Origin of the sequence: Lysinibacillus sp. AR18-8 (assembly GCF_001705465.1) — a bacterium.
Lineage (GTDB): Bacteria > Bacillota > Bacilli > Bacillales_A > Planococcaceae > Lysinibacillus > Lysinibacillus capsici.
Map to the genome: position 1 here is coordinate 1 of NZ_MDGU01000027.1, position 19,009 is coordinate 19,009.

Genomic DNA, 19,009 nt, shown 5'->3' on the forward strand with positions numbered 1-19,009 from the left:
TCCGCCGCTAACGTCAAAGGAGCAAGCTCCTTTTCTGTTCGCTCGACTTGCATGTATTAGGCACGCCGCCAGCGTTCGTCCTGAGCCAGGATCAAACTCTCCATAAAAGAAATTTGATTAGCTCAAATTTTGCTGGCATCATGTTTGATGTCCAAAATTTTTGTTTTGTTCACTAGCAAAACTAGCTACTTAAAACTTTATTGATTACGTTTTGCTTGTTCAGTTTTCAAGGTTCATTTACTAGTTACACTAAGTAACTTTTTATAATTTAACATAATGTTAACTCGTTGTCAACTGTTTATGTTAATATTTTTTAAGTTGTTCGTTTTTTCGTAACAACGTGTTTAAATATATCATCATGAATTTAAGTTTGCAAGTGTTTCATTAAAGTAAAACTATTCGCATTATTTAAAACCGAGTTTCTTCTATATAAATGTAAAAATAATACCTTCTTTTATTTTGGATCAACTCAATAAAAAACACCTTTAATTGTTAGCAACTTACTAACAATTAAAGGTGTCTGTTTAACTAACGTACCCAAATGAAGTATGCAAGGAAAACAAAGAATAGACCATACATCATTGGGTGAATTTCTTTTTTACGACCTGCTAATAACATTGTAATTGGGTAGAATACAAAGCCGATTGCAATACCAGTAGCAATTGAATAACCAAGTGGCATCATTAATACTGTAAAGAATGCAGGTACTGCTATTTCGAATTTGTCCCAATCAATTAAGCGTAAGGACGATACCATTAGTACCCCTACGATTACTAAAGCTGGAGCAGTAACTGCTGGTGTTACCACTGCTAGTAATGGTGAGAAGAATAATGCAACTAAGAACAGTACTGCTGTTACGACTGCTGAAAATCCTGAACGAGCGCCTGCAGCAACTCCAGAAGTTGACTCTACGTACGCTGTTGTTGTTGACGTACCAAATAAAGAACCGATAGTTGTTGCTAGTGCATCTGCCATTAAGGCACGTCCTGCACGCGGTAATTTATTATCTTTTACTAAACCTGCTTGTGTCGCTACAGCCATTAAAGTACCAGCTGTATCAAAGAAATCAACAAACAAGAATGTTAACACTACTACTAAAAACTTCACGTTAAATAATGTACCGAAGTCACCAAGTGGTTCTAGTGCTACCATGAATGTAGAATCTACACTTGGAATAGCTGATACAACGGCTGTCGGAGGATCAATGATACCTGTGATCATCCCAATAACTGCAGTAATCACCATCCCTAAGAAAATACCGATACTGCGCAATTTAATAATAAGAATAACTGAAAGAATAATTCCGAATACCGCTAATAATGTAGCGCCTGTGAAACTTCCTAAAGTGACTAAAGTAGCTGGGCTATCGACAATGATCCCTGCTCCTTGTAAACCAACAAAAGTTATAAATAAACCAATACCTGCAGAAACTGCATATTTAAGTTGTACTGGTATAGCATTAATAACAGTTTCGCGGATACCAGTTAAAGATAAAATAATAAAGATAATCCCTGAGAAGAACACGCCTGTTAAACCAGTTTGCCACGGAATACCGTATGCTCCGACTACAGTAAATGCAAAGAATGCATTTAACCCCATCCCAGGAGCAAGTGAAATCGGAAACTTAGCGAAAATCCCCATAATCAAAGAACCGACTGCTGCTGCTAATGCTGTTGCTACGAAAACAGCACCTTTATCCATCCCTGCATTTTCTAGAATACCTGGGTTAACAGCTAGAATATATGCCATTGCAAGGAAGGTTGTAATACCGCCTATTATTTCGCGGCGATAATTAGTTCCTAATTCATCGAACATGAAATATTTTTTCATTATCAAAAAATCCTCCGTGTGGTCGTCTTCAATATCGAAAACAAAAAAGACACGCTGACTACTCTACTAGTCGCATGTCTACGATATATTTCATCACAATTAGTGTGTGAAACAAATTAGTGTTTATACATTTATGTATAAACCTAAATCGTAGTCAAGTTATTTACGGTAACTTGGTAGAAACTCACGGGCCTTATCCCCGACATTATACGACGACGTATTTAATTTACATTCGTAATATATCATTTCGTTTTTTAGATTTCAACCCTATTTCCGAACATTTTTCTAAAAAGAAATACGAAAGTTCGTGTAAAATTCTTATTTAATGTTCAGATTCTATTAAATGTATTACTAAAGAGGCTTTGTACTGAACATTTCAGCAATTAGTTTAAAGAAAAAATCCCCTAGAAATTCTAGAGGATCCTTCTTTTGAACGTATGTTTTAACTCATCACTTTACTTTGCAAGACTTGAATTCTTTTTTCTAATTTTTCTTTCCAATCTTCTGCTAATGCATCTACTGCTTGTATTTGTTTCATAGCGATTGCATCATTGTTTTTGAAGTACACTTCATTGCAATACAAAACAGAGATACGTGCAGGATGCTTTTCTACAAGCTCAATTGTTGAATCTGCACAGATTGTCCCTTCTTCAAGTACACGCGCAAGGAAACCTGTATAGCCTGTTTCGATTAAACGTTTGAGTAATGTGTTTGCCTCGGTATATCTATCAATCGTACTACATGGAATACGTCCCTGTGTAACTTGAATGACAGCATCTCCAATTTTATAAATATCACCAATACACACATCTGCTTCTAACATATTTGTTACGGTTAAATTTTCGCCAAATGCAGCAACGGGTAACGTTTTTCCAAGTTCCTGTTCCCATTGTATGTAATGCTCCGCAGGATATAAACAAACTGCTCGATCAGGGCCACCGTGATGTTTTTTATCTGCCACATCATCCCCTTCAAAGCCTTGAGAGGACAAATAAACTTCTTGCACTCGTTGCTTTTCAATCCCTGTAATCATTGAACGTCCTTTACTATCAACCAATTCTTTTGGCATCCCAACCGTTAATGTATAAATCATTGGTTTATTTTTCTCCATTTAAATCCCCCCTAATCTGAATAGTATAATTTCTTGTGCATTCATTTAGTTTACTACATACAACACTTTACCAGCAATTGTTGCAGTTGAGATACTTCATTAAGCCATAAATTCAGAAGGAAATAAATCAAAAAAAGCCCTAAAAACCTCTCAGGGCTTTTAGGGCTTTTGCTATTATTCCCACTCAATCGTTGCTGGTGGCTTAGATGTAATATCATACAGCACGCGGTTCACGTGTTTTACTTCGTTTACAAGGCGGACGGAGATTTTCTCTAGTACATCCCAAGGAATACGTGCCCAGTCAGAAGTCATACCGTCGATAGATGTAACGGCACGGATACCGATTGCATAGTCATACGTACGAGCATCGCCCATTACACCAACTGAACGGATATCAGGTAATACCGTAAAATATTGCCAAATGTCACGATCAAGGCCAGCTTTTGCAATTTCTTCACGTAGAATGAAATCAGATTCGCGAACGATTTCTAATTTTTCTTCTGTTACTTCACCAAGCACACGGATACCTAATCCAGGACCTGGGAACGGTTGACGCCAAACGATTTTTTCGTCTAGTCCAAGCTCTAAGCCTAGCGCACGTACTTCATCTTTAAATAAAGTTTTCAGTGGCTCAATTAGTTGGAATTGCATATCTTCAGGAAGACCACCAACATTATGGTGTGATTTGATTGTTTGTGCAGTTGAAGTACCAGATTCAATAATATCTGTGTAAAGAGTTCCTTGTGCTAAGAAATCCATACCTTCAAGCTTAGATGCCTCTTCATCAAATACATAAATGAATTCATTACCGATAATTTTACGTTTTTTCTCTGGATCAGAAACCCCAGCAAGTTTGTCCATGAATCGTTTACGTGCATCAATTTTAATAAGATTCATGTCAAAGTCTTCTGTGAATGTTTTCATTACTTGTTCAACTTCGCCTTTACGGTTTAAGTTGTGGTCTACGAACATACAAGTTAATTGATCGCCTATTGCTTTATGGATTAACACCGCTACCACTGATGAGTCTACACCACCAGAAAGTGCACATAATACTTTTTTATCGCCAACGATTTCACGAATTTTTGCAATTTCAAGCTCAATGAAGTTTGCCATTGACCAATCGCCTTTCGCTTCACAGATGTCGAATACGAATTGACGTAATAGATCATTACCATATACAGAGTGACGTACTTCTGGATGGAATTGTACAGCATATAGTTTACGTTCAACGTTTGCCATTGCAGCAATCGGACAAGATGCACTAGTTGCGATGACTTCAAATCCAGCTGGAACTTCTGTTACATGGTCACCATGGCTCATCCAAACGATTTGTTCTGTAGGTAATTCACCAAATAATTTGTTTGGTGTTGTTACTTGAATTTCGGCTTTACCATACTCGCGTGTTTCAGCACCTTCAACTTTACCGCCGTTTGTATGGGCCATTAATTGCATACCATAGCAAATACCTAAAATCGGTAAACCTAATTCGAAGATAGCTGGATCCACATGAAAGGCATTTTCATCATAAACAGAGTTTGGACCACCTGAGAAAATAATACCTGTTGCGTTCATATCTTTAATTTCTTCTGCAGTTACCGTATGTGGATGTAATTCACTGAAAACACCAAATTCACGAATACGACGTGTAATTAATTGGTTAAATTGGCTACCGAAGTCTAGTACAACGATTTTTTCTTGCTCTTTTAATAAAGGGCTAGCTGTCAAAATTTCCACCTCTTCTATTATTTTTAAAGGATTTTTCATGTGTTCAAAGAAAAACGCGAAGAAAGTAAAAAAACTTTCTACGCGTTCATAAGCTCTAGAATATTGATAAAGGCGAATGCGTAGCAAAGTAAAGTGATTTACTATACTTTTCACCTAACGAAAACATCCGCCTTCATAGAGAAATCATTTAAGGTGATTTCGTAGAAACATCCGAACCCTATTATCGAACTTATATGAAAGCAATCCTTGCATTTAATTTTTTTCATTTTACTCTTTGTCTACGTTAAAATCAACTGATAGTGCGATTGATTAAATATTCCCAACTTTCTTTCAGCTTCACAAAATCAACATCTTCTTTGTCTTTCCCATAAATATGTTGCTCGTAAACTACCGTCAGCTTTTGCATTTCATCTGTTTCTAATGCTGAATCTACACGCTCTGCGAATGCACTTAACGTTTCTCCATCTTTTCTCCGCAAACCAATACGGGATAATTGCTTCAGTAAAACATGGTAGGAAGAATCGAAATTTGACCAATCCGCTACTTTTTTACGGTATGCTCGAACATGCATCTTAGGAATCCACGTTTTACGCTGTAAGAATAAAGAAATACCTGTGATTATTAATAATACAACAATTATCACCCAAACATAGGCAAACTTTTTCATCCATAACCACATTGCATCAAAGCTAAATGTTGATTTTGTCTGTTCCTTCTCGGTTACCTGTTCTTGTGGTTGTGGCTGCTCGGGTTTTCGTTCTGGCTGCGCCACTTCCTCCTCATCAGACGTATCTAACGGAATATCATAATCGATGTTAACATTCCCAGAAAAGCCGATTGTAGGCTCAAACTCCATCCATCCCGTTCCAGGTATAAAAGCTTCTACCCATGAGTGCGCATTGTCATTCGTGATGCGATATTCGCGTAATCCATCTGACACAGGTCCTGCAGTTCCAGGTGCAAAGCCTTTCACCCATCGAGCTGGGATTCCTACTGAGCGTAAAAGTACCACCATTGAAGTGGAGAAATTATCACAATATCCAACTTTTGTATCGAACAAAAATTGATCGACATAATCCTGATTTTCACCAGGAATGGCAGCTTGCGTTTTATCGTACTTAAAACCATTTGTTCTAAAATAACTTTCTACAGCCTTAATTTGTTCATAAACCGTATCTTTCTTTTGCGTTATTTCAGACGCTAAGTCCCTTACACGCTGAGGAAGTTGGTTAGGTAACTGCAAAAATCGATCAAAGGAAGAATCCATTGTTTCAAGTGTTGCTGGATATGACAATTGGAGCTGCTCCATACTATAAACAGGCTCACTATAAGACAATGAATAGTTTGATAATGATTTCGATTCCCCTACCTGTTGTTCTATATTCATTTTTTCAGTCTGCTCATCTTGAATAAATAAAGTGGAATCTTGAGCCGAAACAGAAAGCATACCATATGTTTGAATTAAAAATGGCATTGGAACAGCAATATCTAATTGAATCTGACGTTCACTTTCGGGCGGCCCTACTTGTAAAGAAGTCAGAATGGGTGTATTTGACTCATAAACATTTTTCCCAAAGTTCCCCTCTGAAACAATCCAACCTTTTGACGTATACGTATCTTTTGTTTCAATACGCCAATAATGACGATCACGGGAAGAGGCAGTGAATATTAAAGTATTATCTCCTTGGAACGGACCACCTAACTGACTATCATCCTGGCTATAACCAACTGATTTTTGACCATTTCCATTTCCGTCTTGTCCAGTAACCCCTTGGATAAACGGCACCGGATCTGCCCATGTTGGCCCAGTCTTTGGTAAAAAGTATGCTACAGAACTAACGAGTAATACAGATACTAGCATGGGAATAACAATTTTCCATTTCTCCATTACCGTACTTGTAGTTTCTACTTGAAGCCATAGGCGCTTGACAAAAAGAACACCTGTCATGATTAATCCTAAAACAACAACTTTTACAATTGCCGCTTTACCGTCATAGTCACTAAATGTATCCAAAGTAGCAATAAAGAATACGGTCATGGCAAAGAAGTAGAATATATTTTTTCGCACCGAAACCCAATGGTGAATTAAATAGACCAGCATCCAAATCAATACAAGAAATAACACTGTTCTGAAAACATCTGAAACCTGTCCAAAGTCACCTGTTAGAATCGTGGCCATGTTCCCTCTCCATTCAGCCAATAAAAAAGGCAATGTATCACCAGATAATACAGGACTAGGGCTATAGATAAAAACGACAAACCAGGTAATATAACCAAACTTCACTAATCCTGATAATAAAGGATGTACGCGGAAAAGACTTAGCGCTAAAGACATACCGATAAACACTAAGAAAAGATGCATCCCACCTGTATTCGTTAATTGCATAATGGGAATAAGCCATTCACGCAAAATGAAAAATACAATAACATAAGCTATGGCTAATTCTAAAAATTCTCCTAATGATTGCTTCACGGTCTTATCACCTCCGTGAATAAATGATAGAAATCTGCTGGATTTACATAAATAACTTGTATATGTTTATACCGCATCGCAAGCTCAGATTGCACTGGTTGCTGCTTTGCCACTACAAAACAAATACAGCTTTTCACTATATTCGCAAGAGTATGTAGGAATTCATCTGAAACATCACTTGTCACATAAAGCAGTGTTGCAACTTGTTTAAAGGCTTGTTGGTCATGAAATCGAAACTTGACATTCTCTGTAGGTTTTATCGCAGCTAAATGATACATGACTTGATCTAAATGCTTGTCACCCTGTATAGCTGGGAATACTTTCGTCATTGCTCCAGCAGAAATAAATGATAAATCTCCTCGTTCCTGAACGATCATTTGTAGCATTGAAGCTACTAACTCTACTTTTTCTTCAAACATCGAGGATTTTGTAGCGTCTAGCACTAACATTAGTTCAGATGATTGTCGATCCTCAAATTCCTTAGACTGTAACTTTTGTGTACGTGCAAATGATTTCCAATGAATCCACGAAAAACGATCTCCTGGAACGTACTCTCGTAATCCAACAGCCATCGATGTGTCCTTCACAATAGAGTATGGAGACATCATCAAGCCAACATCATATTTTGTTTGAAGCGCAGCATATTTCATCTCTTGTACTCTTGGGTAAACTAAAATAGTTTGGTCCTTTTCTGCTACGACAACCTTTTTAGCCCAGCCAAAAAAATCATAGAAAACAATTGTAACACCTAGGTAACGATGTTCACCACGTGGCATATTTTCCAATTCATATTGCCAGCTAAAGGTTTTTTTAAATCCAACGAACTTAATGGCATTCGCATTTTGTATTTTAGCTTGCACTAATCCCTCACTATCCACAAGTTCCTCCATTACGATATAGGCAAATGGAAAACGTGTTTTACGTTCTATCGTAATAAGCACCTTCGCTGATTGACCTCGTTCTATATGAATCGGGTCAACCTTGCGTTCGATTAGTAAAATATCTTCTCTAACGACAAAGAAAATGAATGCATATACTAAAAATGGGCTAACCGTAAAAAATACAAACCAGCTCACAAACCCACCTTGGAACATTGCATAACAAAATGTTATGATCATCAAGAAAGCGATTAATAGGAAATGTTTACTTTTTTCTACAAAAGCTTTCCATTGCCTCATTGTTCTGCAAACCTCTTTGTCGGAACTGGTGTTTTAGCAATGATCCGCTGGATAATTTCGTCTGCTGTCACGTTATCATAGCGTGCATCTGGTTTTAAAACTAAACGATGATTAAAAACAAATGGCACTAAATATTGAACATCATCAGGGGTAACATAGCTTCGTCCTTTTAAAAATGCGTAAGCTTGAGAAGCTTTCATTAGCGCTATTGTGGCACGTGGACTCACACCTAAATAGACATAATTATTTTCTCTTGTTAGGGTAGCAAGCTCCACCATATAATTTTTAACAGAATCTTCTACATACACACCTTGAACAAGTTCCTGTAATTCGATTAATTGAGCTACCGATAATACTGCTTCGATTTTTTCAATGGCTTTACCATTCTCAGCTCTTCGTAAAATTTCAACCTCTTGCCCCCTAGATGGATAGCCCATTTTTATCTTTAAGAGAAATCGATCTAGTTGTGCTTCAGGTAAAGGATAGGTACCTTCATGTTCAATCGGGTTTTGTGTAGCCATCACAAAAAATGGCTGATTGATCATCAGCGTTTTCCCATCAATTGTAACAGAAGCCTCTTCCATCCCCTCTAACAACGCTGATTGAGTTTTCGGTGACGTTCGGTTAATTTCATCGGCTAATACAACATCCCCCATGATTGGCCCTGGACGAAATTCAAACTCCATTGTTTTGGGATTATAAATAGAAATACCGACTACATCTGATGGCAATAGATCTGGCGTAAATTGAATACGCTTAAATTGTGCATCAAACGATTTTGCAAGTGCTCGCACCATCATTGTCTTTCCTACTCCAGGTACATCCTCCAATAAAACATGTCCCCTTGCTAATAATGCGACAATACTGAGCTCAGCAACTTCTCTTTTACCAATCATTACCTTTTCTATATTTTCTAAAACATTCTGTATTTGAGCATTCATTAATCGAAAAGCCTCCCATTCCATCAAGCAATTGTGTGAATTGCAAGCAAACTTAATCTAAGCATAGCGAAATCTGTCTTGTAAAACAATTATCTGAAACTTCTACTTCCTACGAACATTCATAAAAAAGGCTTGTTTGATAACATCCAAACAAGCCTAATCCTTATTATATAACGTCATTAACCATTAGAATGTTACAAATTCAATCTTTTTAACCATATTTCTTCTAAAGATGTAGAATTTTCTTGCAAGAAAATTTCAGATATCGCCCCAGAAATGATAATTTCACCTTCATGTAAAACTAATACATCATCTGCTATTTCTTCAGCAAAAGATAGCAAATGAGTAGAGAAGATAACGGTATTGCCTTTTTTCTTCTCCTCCAACATCATGTTTTTCAACTGTGCTATCCAAAAGGGATCTAGACCATTCGTTGGCTCATCTAAAATTAACAATGACCCGTTACCAAGTAAGCTCTGGGCTAGGTTTAGCCGTTGGAGCATCCCTTTGGAAAAGTGTTTAGCTCTTTGCTTCCGAACATCCCACAAGGAAACACGCTTCAGTACATTCTCTTGCTCATATTTATCTACTTGTTTTAAAGATGCCAACAGCTCTAATATTTCAGCTGCAGTTAGCATAATTGGAAAGTTTACATCATCAGGCATAAAACGGATTGTTTGTGGTTGATGCCATATTATTTCACCAGATTGCTGTTTCTCTTGACCCGTTAACAAACGAATCAAAGTACTCTTTCCAGCCCCGTTTCCTCCAACCAATGCAAGAATTCGACCAGCTTGCAGCTGAAAGGAGGCTTCTTTTAATCCTCTATCATTTTCATAAACCTTAGCTACATTTTTTCCCTCTAACAGAATCATCGCCGCTCCCCCTCCTTTAACAGCTTCGTAGCAAGCATTAACGGTAGTACAATCCAGAGTATTGTTATTATTCCATACACCACCTGACCAAGCGGTGATAAGTAAAACCTCGTTACATCATAAAAGGCTGGACCAAGCACACTAGCTTGATTACTAAATATAAAATAGCCGAAGCGCAGCCATTCTACTGGATTAATATGTATCGTTATGATGATGAGCTTTTGTAAAAGATGCCCTGAAACAACTGCACCTATCGCCATTAAAGCATAAGAAATGAGCAATAAAAGAAAGGACCATACTACAAGTGATAATGCAAGTGCAAATAATCTTGTTTTTGCAAATACCCCTAGCAAGATTCCTAAAGACACAAAGATAATAATACATAATAGCGTAAGAATAACTAAAACAATTGGTAACCGTACCCCACCTAGTAACCCACCTACGGTTAATACAAAACCAAATGCCACTACTATTACTAATAAAAACGCAAGTACCGTAGCTACATATTTGCCTGTAATATATTGCTTCCGCTTCATAGGGTATGTTTTTAATAACGATAACCAACCTGATTCTATATCACCAGCTATACTCATACTACCAATGGTGAGGATAAATAGCGGCAGCAGAAATAATAACACACTTAAAAATGATGCAGTTTGACGTGTAAAGCCTTCAATATCTGGTAAAGCCATTTGTTGAATGACGACTATGGCAACGAAAACAAACGTAAACAGAAAGGCTACTAGTTGCATCCATCGACTTCTTAAAATCTGCTTCAGCTCTATTTTTACAAACATCACTCATGAATCCCCCAATTCAATGTCAGCAAATCACGATAGGCAAATAGTTGACCTTCTTCTTCATCATTCATCCATTCTTTGGCTTCGTCTTTTGTAGCAAATGCAATAACACCATAGTTCATCGGCGTCCAATAATTTTTGTTGTACACATAAATCGCTTTATAAACGTCAATCCATTCATTCGTTGCTTTATTTTTAATATAGGCTGCTCCCACTTCACCATCGCCATTTAGCTCAATGTAATCCATTAAGCATCCAATATCATCAAAAGTCTCATAGTCTCCATTTTTCAAAACAATTTGCCCTGCGTATTCATTATGAACAATACTCATATTACAAACTTTACAAACATCTGTTTCACTATTGATTTCACGTGGATGGTATGCTTTTTCACCACAGCCTCCTAAAATAACGCCACATATAATTACTATCATTATCCATCTAGTCACACTCGTATCCCCCTTTTCCAAAGCCATAAACTTCCCATAAACACGATAAAACCAATCACTAATTGTAAGATATTTAATGAAAACTCTATCTCTTTCATATTGCTCAGTAATTTTGGTTCATTATCTACCAGTAGATTTCGTTCTGTTTTATTAATCTGTTGATCTAGTGACGTCAGGATAACAACGCTTGGTGATGCCACAAAAAATTGATAAACCGGCTGTCTCACCATCCATTGTCCAAAACTTGACACAGCCACATATGGAACATCTCCAAAACCATCACCTGTAACATCTAGCCCTGTATAATCATCATAAAAATTATGAATTAAACGTAACCCCCGATTGTCTGACCTTGCTGTTAATATATTGCCTGTAAACTGATTATCCATAATGATCGAACGCTCATCGACTTTTGTACCTTCTAATGCAGTTTGATTCATCTGAAAGCGATTTTCTTGTATTTGAATCACTGAACTCTTCTGCAACGCTACCCCTACACGATTATGTAGAAAGCTATTTTCTCTTACCATTGCCTCCTGTGTGTCATACATCATAAGTCCATAACTATTGAAGCCATTATGAGCACTAATTGTATTACTACTTATTTCTAAATTAGTAGTCATCATCACCATAAGACCTGTAACATTCTGTAAATATGTATTGAACAACACCTTCACATTACTTGAATACATAAAATGTGTTCCATAACGGCTATTTGTTACCTTGTTTCGCTGTACATCTATTCGCGTCCCTTCTTCAACATATATACCATCCTGGACTTGTTCGATCGTATTTTGATCGATCACGACATCTTCACTTTTAAAAATCGCAATTCCATTTCCTTTTTCAGCAAAGTGAGATTCATTTCCAATGATCCTATTTTCTAAAATTCGAATATGCCTTGATTGTTGAAGATATATACCAACTCGGATATCTTTTAGTTCAATAGCTCTTAGCTCTAAATTATCCGCCTCATTAGCAACAATTCCTTTATTTTTTGCTGTTATTCTTATATTTTCTATGGAAACATTCGTTGCATGTTCAATTTTTAATGCAGGTTCATCATTTTGGGCATAAAGCTCAGTCCCTTTTTGTCCGTACAGTTTGATCGGTTTCTTCACAACGAAATTCCCTTGGTAACGACCAGCAGGAATATGAATACTATCTCCAGCTTTTGCTTGATCGATAGCATATTGAATATCAAATTCTGCATACGCCGTTTGACTGGTAAATAGAAAAAACAAAAAGAACAACATGATTTGCTTCATCACTTTCCACCTCCTCATTCAGCAAGAAAAGACTAGAGGATTTCCCCTAGTCTATGATTTAATGACTGTGCCCTTCTTGATTCATCTCATTCGAATGCATAGAGCCGGATGCATCTTTTTCATCCTCAGCCTTTTTTTGCATCATTTTCTTACGTCTCTCCAATGCATCATCTTTAATTTTTTGTAGTTCCTCCTCATAAGCTTTCGAATTTTCTTGCATATATTTATCTGCTTCAGCCTTGTCCACGAAATAAATATAGCCCCAGTTCATCGGAGATTTCAGTTCCGTTTTTATAATTGTTACATCTTCAATCTTTGCCCAATCTTTCGTTACAAAATCACGTACAAATTTTTCGTTTTTTTCTTCATTAGCAACCTCCGCATTTAATAAACAGCCAATATCGTCATAAAAAGCAATTGTTCCATCTTCTTTTATTGCCTGTGCTGAAAATACACCCATCTCATGGTCTTTCATATAAACTTTCATATTACACATTTCACAAATTGTATCTTCTTCTGGCTCTTGTAACCGTGTATCTACTAATGAAGCAACTTGCACGGTTTCTGATTCATTTTTCGTAGTTTCTTGCTCATTTTTCGTTTCTTCTACCTGTTTTTTTTCGCTACCACAAGCTGCAAGTACAAATAATAATATTAGTGCAGGTAACCATAATTTTTTCACAACTTTATCCTCCAAATTTAGTTTTTTGTTGCCACCTCCTACATTACAGATTAGTTGTGAAATTAGTTAAAAATCGCTGTGAAGAAATGGAAAAATTACCTTGAACATTCCATGAACATCTTCACTTCAAATATTTTGAATTTAGTACTTTCGTTTACTTCCCCTCAAAAATAAAAACTCTCCACACTGATGTGGAGAGTTTGGCTTATATGGAAGACCGGTAACTATTGAGACGCTTCTTTTGTTTGTTTAAACGACTGAGCTTTAATGCCGTTTCATTTAATTCACGGCGAATTTCCAAATCACTAGCGCTATCTATATGGATAGGTGTAATCGGTTGCTGCTGTTGTGAATTTATAGAAATAGTTGTTGAATTGTACGTCTTCTCTTTATTTTTTTGTAATCTATTCCGAAATTGCTTTTGTGGATTTTGCCCAAAGTTATGGCTGAGATCACCAGCATGTAAATACTGTTGTTCCTGCCGAAAAACACTACTTGTCGTTGCACTCACTCTAGAAGTCCTCATAAAAAGTTACCCTCCCCTACATTTTATTATCCTTATAGGTAATTATATCGACATTATATGCTGACAATTAACAACATAGAACCGTAATACATAAAAAAAGAGCGAAAAGAGCTATTTTTAAAAGTGAAACCACTTTCTTTATAACCCTTTTCGCTCATCTTACTTCCAAAAATCATCAAATATTGTAATTGGCATATGACGTTTATGTTGGGAACGCAAATAATACCCTTCTAATCTTTGGCGAGGTTCTTCTGGAATTTCTTTCCCCTCTAAATAATCATCTATTTGATCATACGACACACCTAGCGCCACTTCGTCTGGCAATGAGGGACGATCTTCTTCTAAGTCTGCTGTAGGCACCTTTTTATAAAGATGCTCAGGGCATTGAAGTTCTGCTAACAATTGCTTTCCTTGTCGTTTATTTAAACGAAAGATTGGCATTAAGTCTGCTCCACCATCCCCGAACTTTGTATAGAAGCCTGTAATAGCTTCCGCAGCATGATCTGTTCCTAATACAACCGCTCCATTCATTGCAGCAATTGAATATTGGACCTTCATACGCTCACGAGCCTTTTCATTCCCTTTCACAAAGTCATTCAGCTCAACCCCCGCATTTGTTAGAGCTCTCACACTAGCATCCACTGCGTCTTTTATATTTACTGTATAAACCTTCGTTGGCTTTATATAATCAATGGCATCTTGGCAATCCTGTTCATCAGCTTGTACGCCATATGGTAATCGTACAGCGAAAAACGAATACTTCATTTCTCCCTCTTCTGCATTTAATTCATCAATAGCCAACTGCGCTAGTTTTCCTGTTAATGTTGAATCTTGGCCACCAGAAATACCAAGAACAAAACCTTTTACAAAACTATAGCGTTTTGCATATTCCTTTAAAAAATCAATTGATTTACGTATTTCCCTCTGTACATCAATGTTAGGCAGTACGCGTAATTCCTCAATAATTTGTTGCTGTAAAGTCATTGCACCCGTCACTCCTTTTTACATTCGTTTAACCATCGCATGCACTTCTTCAATATTACGCATCTTATTATCCCAGCATTTTTGACTGAGATCGACCGGATATTCTTCAGGATTCATCGCACGCTTATATTCATCCCACAACAGCTCTAAATTCTCCGCCGCGTAATCACGCATTTCCTCTAATGTAGGGTTTTGATAATTGATCGCTCCATTTTTAATAACATGCTGATGTAAATTTTTTGCTTCAAAATTTGTGACAAACTTTGAGACAAACGTATGAATCGGATGGAACATTTTGATACGTTCCTCAGCTTGAGGATTTTCATCGTGCATTGTGATGTAGTCTCCTTCTGCCTTTCCATTCTTTTTATCGATAATACGATAGACATTTTTCAAGCCTGGCGTTGATACCTTTTCCGCATTAGCTGAGATTTTTATTGTATCTTCAAGTTGCCCTTCGCTATTCTCGATAGCCACCATTTTATATACTGCACCTAACGCAGGCTGGTCGTAAGCTGTAATAAGCTTTGTACCAATTCCCCAAACATCCACTTTTGCTCCTTGAGCTTTTAAATTTAAGATGGTGTATTCATCTAAATCGTTTGAGACAATGATTTTGGCATCATGGAAGCCTGCAGCATCCAACATACGACGAGCTTCTTTTGATAAGAAAGCAATATCGCCGCTATCTAAGCGTATGCCAATAAAATTAATTTTGTCTCCTAGCTCTTTAGCTACTTTAATTGCAGTTGGCACCCCTGATTTCAATGTATTATAAGTATCTACCAAAAACACACAATCGCGATGACGTTTTGCATAAGCATGGAATGCATCATAATCATTTTTATAAGCTTGCACTAATGCATGGGCATGTGTACCAGAGACAGGAATTTTAAAAAGTTTACCTGCTCGAACATTACTTGTGGAAGCAAAACCACCGATAAACGCGGCACGTGTTCCCCAAATAGCAGCATCCATCTCTTGTGCACGCCTTGTACCAAATTCCATTGCCACTTCATTTTTAATAATTTGCTTGATACGGCTAGCCTTTGTAGCAATTAATGTTTGATAGTTAACAATATTAAGTAAGGCTGTTTCAATTAGCTGCGCCTCTACTAATGGAGCTTCAATTCGGACGATTGGTTCATTAGCGAAAACAAGTTCCCCTTCTACCATGGAATACATTTCTCCAGTAAATCGGATGTTCTTTAAATACTGGATAAAGTCATCTTTATAACCTACTTCATCACGTAAATACGCAATATCCGATTCACTAAAATGAAAATCACGTAGATAATCAAGCATTCGCTCTAACCCAGCAAATATGGCATAGCCATTACCAAAAGGTAATTTTCTAAAATACAATTCAAAAACCGCTTTTTTATTATGTATGCCATCCGCCCAGTAGGATTCTGCCATATTGATTTGATATAAGTCTGTGTGTAGCGCTAAGCTATCATCTGCATAGTTTGATCTCAAAAGAAACCCCTTCTTCCGCTTTGATAATTAGTCCTAGTATACACTATATACCCAAATTCTTGCGTATTACATTCCCTCTTGTAGATGTTAGGTTTTCTAACATAAATAGTCAGAAAATTTAGAACTGTACACATTTTAGACACAAATTTTAGTACCGCTTTCATTCCCTATATAAAAACCTTTTTTCTAAAATACTTCGAGACTGGAAATATTCTATGTAAACTAACCTTACATAGAATTCAAAAAAACAATTGCACTGTTTTTAATACCGTTTTAACATGTAAATTAAATTTACGCAAGGAGCTGGTACTCATGAAAAAAATTGAAGCAATCATTCGTCCTGAAGTTTTTGGAGCTGTTCGGGATGGTCTTGCACAGGAAGGAATTGCAGGGTTAAGCGTTTCTGAAATCGCTGGTTGTGGTCGTCAGCTAGGTCGAACAGGACTCTTCCGCGGCAATACGTATGAAATTGAATTTTTACCTAAATTAAAATTAGAAATGATTGTAGACGATGGCAAAGTTGATGCCATTGTAGAGATTTTATTGCGTGAAGCAGCAACCGGTAAAGTTGGGGACGGGAAGATTTTCATTTATCCAGTAGAACAAGCAATTCGTATCCGAACAAAAGAAGTCGGATCGATTGCAGTAGAATAAAGGGGGCGATATAGATGGATGAAGTACTATTATCTGTTAATTTAATTTGGGTGATGCTTGGCACTATTTTAGTATTCTTTATGCATGCAGGTTTTGCTATGGTTGAGGCTGGATTTACCCGCTCAAAAAACGCAGTCAATATCATCATGAAGAATTTTCTTACCATTTCTCTTGGTGGAATCGTCTATTTTTTATGTGGCTATGCCATTATGTTCGGAGACTCAGTAGGTGGCATTTTCGGCACAAGTGGCTTTGCTTTAAAAGGAGTAGATGATCTTTCTTTCTTTATCTTCCAAACGATGTTTGCTGCAACTGGAGCAACTATTTTATCGGGGGCTGTTGCAGAACGTACTAATATTTTCGCTTATGTTGGAGTTATTATACTTATGTCTTTAGTTGTTTATCCTGTAGTAGGCCACTGGGTTTGGAGTGGTCAAGGTTGGTTAACAGATTTAGGTTTTGTTGATTTTGCTGGCTCGACAGTTGTCCACTTAACAGGGGCTGTTGCAGCATTTGTCGCAGCAGTTATGGTCGGACCTCGACTAGGCAAATATGAAAATGGGCGAGTAAATGTTATTACAGGACACAGCATTCCATTAGGTGCATTAGGCGTATTTTTACTTTGGTTTGGTTGGTTCGGCTTCAATGGCGCTTCTACATTAGCAGCTGATCCAGAGCTAGTTCCTAGTGTTATTGCTAATACGTTTTTTGCAGCTGCAGCTGGTGTCGTTGCCACTGCTTTCTATACAAAATTTCGATACGGACATATCGATGGCTCTCTTACATTAAATGGTGCATTAGCTGGGCTTGTAGGGATTACTGCTGGTGCAGCGAATGTCAGCATTTTTGGCTCACTTATCATTGGTTTAATTGCTGCCCCTTTACTTGTGGAAGGTGTACGCTTCCTAGAGTGGAAGCTAAAAGTTGATGATCCTGTTGGAGCAATTGCTGTTCATGGTATTTGTGGTATTTGGGGAACACTGGCAGTTGGCCTCTTTGATATTGGTGGGCAAGGCTTATTTTATGGTGGGGGTTTTGGTCTATTAGGTATTCAAGCAATCGGCGTTATTGCAACTATTGCTTGGGTTAGTGTATCTGTAGCTGCAGGTTTATTGATCATCAAAGCATTTGTCCCATTACGAGTAACAGCTGAAGAAGAAATTGCTGGATTAGATGTAATGGAACACGGAACGCCTGCCTACGAATACCAAGATATTTTCAAAAGCTCCGCTGTACGAGGCGAAACCTTCGCTCATCGTTTAACACATTTCGGTAAAACGCAGAACAATGTTCAAGAAGAACAACATGTATAGCTAGTTCATCTGCTCCTTTATCTTTGGATAATGGGGCAGATTTCTTTTGGTGCACTCCTACATGTGAAACTGTTCGTTTACAGAGAAAGAAGGTTACTTTGTTTGAAGTGATCCAATCCATAGAAAAAGCGCTCTTTCCATTATTTCGCAAGAGACTAACATTTACCGCTTCACTCGTTCTAATCCTTCTCTAACTCAAGTAAAAATTGTTTCATAGCTAAGCCGCTTCTGAAGCCTGTTAATTGACCATTTTTGCCAATAACCCGATGACATGGAATAATTGCCAGGATTGGGTTTGCTCCAATAGCAGTCCCCACCGCTCGAACCGCTTTGGGATTACCAATGCGTTGAGCAATATTTCCATAAGTTGTTGTTGTACCATAGGGTAATTCTTTTAATGCATCCCACACTGCTAATTGAAATGCTGTCCCTTTCACATGGATTGGAAGATTAAATTCAATAAGTTCCTTCTTAAAATAGGCTGTTAACTGCTCTTTATATGGGAGCAACTTTTCTGAATTCTCTTCAAAACAATATCCTTTAAATGGTTTTATAGCCCACTCCTTTACTTCATCGAATGCTGCATTTGGTGTACCTATATAAACAAGTCCTTTGTCTGAAGCCACAACATACATATCGCCTTGTGCATATGTTAATGTATCGAAATACAATATTTCCATTCCCAAATCCCCTTCTTTCTTTTATTTCAACACCATCT

At 37.3% G+C, this 19,009-nt stretch carries 17 protein-coding genes, 1 rRNA gene and 2 riboswitches; of the genes, 2 read left to right on the forward strand and 16 right to left on the reverse strand.

Features of this window, described 5'->3' with window-relative positions; translation table 11 throughout:
- The 15 genes from BFM98_RS18290 to BFM98_RS18360 form a co-directional block, all read right to left on the reverse strand.
- A 16S ribosomal RNA gene (locus tag BFM98_RS18290) occupies positions 1-107 on the reverse strand; the annotation flags it as partial.
- Positions 108-528: 421 nt separating this feature from the next.
- Positions 529-1,830, reverse strand: a complete 1,302-nt coding sequence (locus BFM98_RS18295) for an NCS2 family permease (protein WP_004230532.1) — start codon at positions 1,828-1,830, stop codon at positions 529-531.
- Positions 1,831-1,961: 131 nt separating this feature from the next.
- Positions 1,962-2,063, reverse strand: a riboswitch (purine riboswitch).
- A gap of 209 nt (positions 2,064-2,272) precedes the next feature.
- Positions 2,273-2,941: an MOSC domain-containing protein gene (locus BFM98_RS18300; protein WP_066038119.1), complete on the reverse strand. Its 669-nt coding sequence runs from the start codon at positions 2,939-2,941 to the stop codon at positions 2,273-2,275.
- A 174-nt stretch (positions 2,942-3,115) separates the two neighbouring features.
- Complete coding sequence (guaA, locus tag BFM98_RS18305; protein WP_036076059.1) at positions 3,116-4,669, reverse strand: glutamine-hydrolyzing GMP synthase; 1,554 nt, start codon at positions 4,667-4,669, stop codon at positions 3,116-3,118.
- A gap of 155 nt (positions 4,670-4,824) precedes the next feature.
- Positions 4,825-4,926: riboswitch (purine riboswitch) on the reverse strand.
- Between the two features lie 32 nt (positions 4,927-4,958).
- Complete coding sequence (locus BFM98_RS18310; RefSeq protein WP_066038120.1) at positions 4,959-7,142, reverse strand: DUF4129 domain-containing transglutaminase family protein; 2,184 nt, start codon at positions 7,140-7,142, stop codon at positions 4,959-4,961.
- Complete coding sequence (locus BFM98_RS18315) at positions 7,139-8,320, reverse strand: DUF58 domain-containing protein (RefSeq protein WP_066038121.1); 1,182 nt, start codon at positions 8,318-8,320, stop codon at positions 7,139-7,141. Before BFM98_RS18315 ends, BFM98_RS18310 begins: the two co-directional genes overlap by 4 nt.
- A complete protein-coding gene (locus BFM98_RS18320) occupies positions 8,317-9,261 on the reverse strand; it encodes an AAA family ATPase (protein ID WP_048395021.1) in 945 nt (314 codons plus the stop codon). Before BFM98_RS18320 ends, BFM98_RS18315 begins: the two co-directional genes overlap by 4 nt.
- A 194-nt stretch (positions 9,262-9,455) precedes the next feature.
- Positions 9,456-10,136: an ABC transporter ATP-binding protein gene (locus tag BFM98_RS18325; RefSeq protein WP_083225410.1), complete on the reverse strand. Its 681-nt coding sequence runs from the start codon at positions 10,134-10,136 to the stop codon at positions 9,456-9,458.
- Positions 10,133-10,933, reverse strand: a complete 801-nt coding sequence (locus BFM98_RS18330) for an ABC transporter permease (protein WP_066038122.1) — start codon at positions 10,931-10,933, stop codon at positions 10,133-10,135. Before BFM98_RS18330 ends, BFM98_RS18325 begins: the two co-directional genes overlap by 4 nt.
- The gene (locus BFM98_RS18335; protein WP_233436264.1) at positions 10,933-11,385 is read right to left on the reverse strand and encodes a nitrous oxide reductase accessory protein NosL; all 453 of its coding nucleotides are present in this window, start codon (positions 11,383-11,385) and stop codon (positions 10,933-10,935) included. The genes BFM98_RS18330 and BFM98_RS18335 overlap by 1 nt, the downstream gene beginning before the upstream one ends.
- Positions 11,382-12,653, reverse strand: coding sequence for a NosD domain-containing protein (locus tag BFM98_RS18340; protein ID WP_254660060.1), 1,272 nt, complete (start codon positions 12,651-12,653; stop codon positions 11,382-11,384). The genes BFM98_RS18335 and BFM98_RS18340 overlap by 4 nt, the downstream gene beginning before the upstream one ends.
- Positions 12,654-12,711: 58 nt before the next feature.
- On the reverse strand, positions 12,712-13,335 hold the full coding sequence (locus BFM98_RS18345; RefSeq protein ID WP_066038150.1) for a hypothetical protein: 624 nt from the start codon (positions 13,333-13,335) through the stop codon (positions 12,712-12,714).
- A gap of 205 nt (positions 13,336-13,540) precedes the next feature.
- On the reverse strand, positions 13,541-13,861 hold the full coding sequence (locus tag BFM98_RS18350) for an NAD synthetase (RefSeq protein ID WP_066038124.1): 321 nt from the start codon (positions 13,859-13,861) through the stop codon (positions 13,541-13,543).
- A gap of 159 nt (positions 13,862-14,020) precedes the next feature.
- Entirely contained in the window at positions 14,021-14,845 is an 825-nt protein-coding gene (nadE, locus tag BFM98_RS18355; protein ID WP_048395002.1) for an ammonia-dependent NAD(+) synthetase, read from the reverse strand.
- Between the two features lie 18 nt (positions 14,846-14,863).
- Positions 14,864-16,324: a nicotinate phosphoribosyltransferase gene (locus tag BFM98_RS18360; protein WP_082148178.1), complete on the reverse strand. Its 1,461-nt coding sequence runs from the start codon at positions 16,322-16,324 to the stop codon at positions 14,864-14,866.
- Positions 16,325-16,636: 312 nt separating this feature from the next.
- On the opposite strand from BFM98_RS18360, the gene BFM98_RS18365 reads away from it, so the two are divergent.
- Positions 16,637-16,978, forward strand: coding sequence for a P-II family nitrogen regulator (locus BFM98_RS18365; protein WP_016995352.1), 342 nt, complete (start codon positions 16,637-16,639; stop codon positions 16,976-16,978).
- 14 nt (positions 16,979-16,992) lie between these two features.
- Entirely contained in the window at positions 16,993-18,291 is a 1,299-nt protein-coding gene (locus tag BFM98_RS18370; RefSeq protein ID WP_016995351.1) for an ammonium transporter, read from the forward strand.
- Positions 18,292-18,470: 179 nt separating this feature from the next.
- On the opposite strand, the gene BFM98_RS18375 is transcribed toward BFM98_RS18370, so the two are convergent.
- The gene (locus tag BFM98_RS18375) at positions 18,471-18,971 is read right to left on the reverse strand and encodes a methylated-DNA--[protein]-cysteine S-methyltransferase (RefSeq protein ID WP_066038125.1); all 501 of its coding nucleotides are present in this window, start codon (positions 18,969-18,971) and stop codon (positions 18,471-18,473) included.
- Between the last annotated feature and the right edge of the window lie 38 nt (positions 18,972-19,009).

Excerpts from the sequence above, each read along its gene's own strand:
- BFM98_RS18295 (WP_004230532.1), bottom strand. The coding sequence starts at position 1,830 with ATGAAAAAATATTTCATGTTCGATGAATTAGGAACTAATTATCGCCGC.
- BFM98_RS18300 (WP_066038119.1), bottom strand. The coding sequence starts at position 2,941 with ATGGAGAAAAATAAACCAATGATTTATACATTAACGGTTGGGATGCCA.
- BFM98_RS18315 (WP_066038121.1), bottom strand. The coding sequence starts at position 8,320 with ATGAGGCAATGGAAAGCTTTTGTAGAAAAAAGTAAACATTTCCTATTA.
- BFM98_RS18320 (WP_048395021.1), bottom strand. The coding sequence starts at position 9,261 with ATGAATGCTCAAATACAGAATGTTTTAGAAAATATAGAAAAGGTAATG.
- BFM98_RS18325 (WP_083225410.1), bottom strand. The coding sequence starts at position 10,136 with ATGATTCTGTTAGAGGGAAAAAATGTAGCTAAGGTTTATGAAAATGAT.
- BFM98_RS18330 (WP_066038122.1), bottom strand. The coding sequence starts at position 10,933 with ATGTTTGTAAAAATAGAGCTGAAGCAGATTTTAAGAAGTCGATGGATG.
- BFM98_RS18340 (WP_254660060.1), bottom strand. The coding sequence starts at position 12,653 with ATGAAGCAAATCATGTTGTTCTTTTTGTTTTTTCTATTTACCAGTCAA.
- BFM98_RS18350 (WP_066038124.1), bottom strand. The coding sequence starts at position 13,861 with ATGAGGACTTCTAGAGTGAGTGCAACGACAAGTAGTGTTTTTCGGCAG.
- nadE (WP_048395002.1), bottom strand. The coding sequence starts at position 14,845 with ATGACTTTACAGCAACAAATTATTGAGGAATTACGCGTACTGCCTAAC.
- BFM98_RS18365 (WP_016995352.1), top strand. The coding sequence starts at position 16,637 with ATGAAAAAAATTGAAGCAATCATTCGTCCTGAAGTTTTTGGAGCTGTT.
- BFM98_RS18370 (WP_016995351.1), top strand. The coding sequence starts at position 16,993 with ATGGATGAAGTACTATTATCTGTTAATTTAATTTGGGTGATGCTTGGC.
- BFM98_RS18375 (WP_066038125.1), bottom strand. The coding sequence starts at position 18,971 with ATGGAAATATTGTATTTCGATACATTAACATATGCACAAGGCGATATG.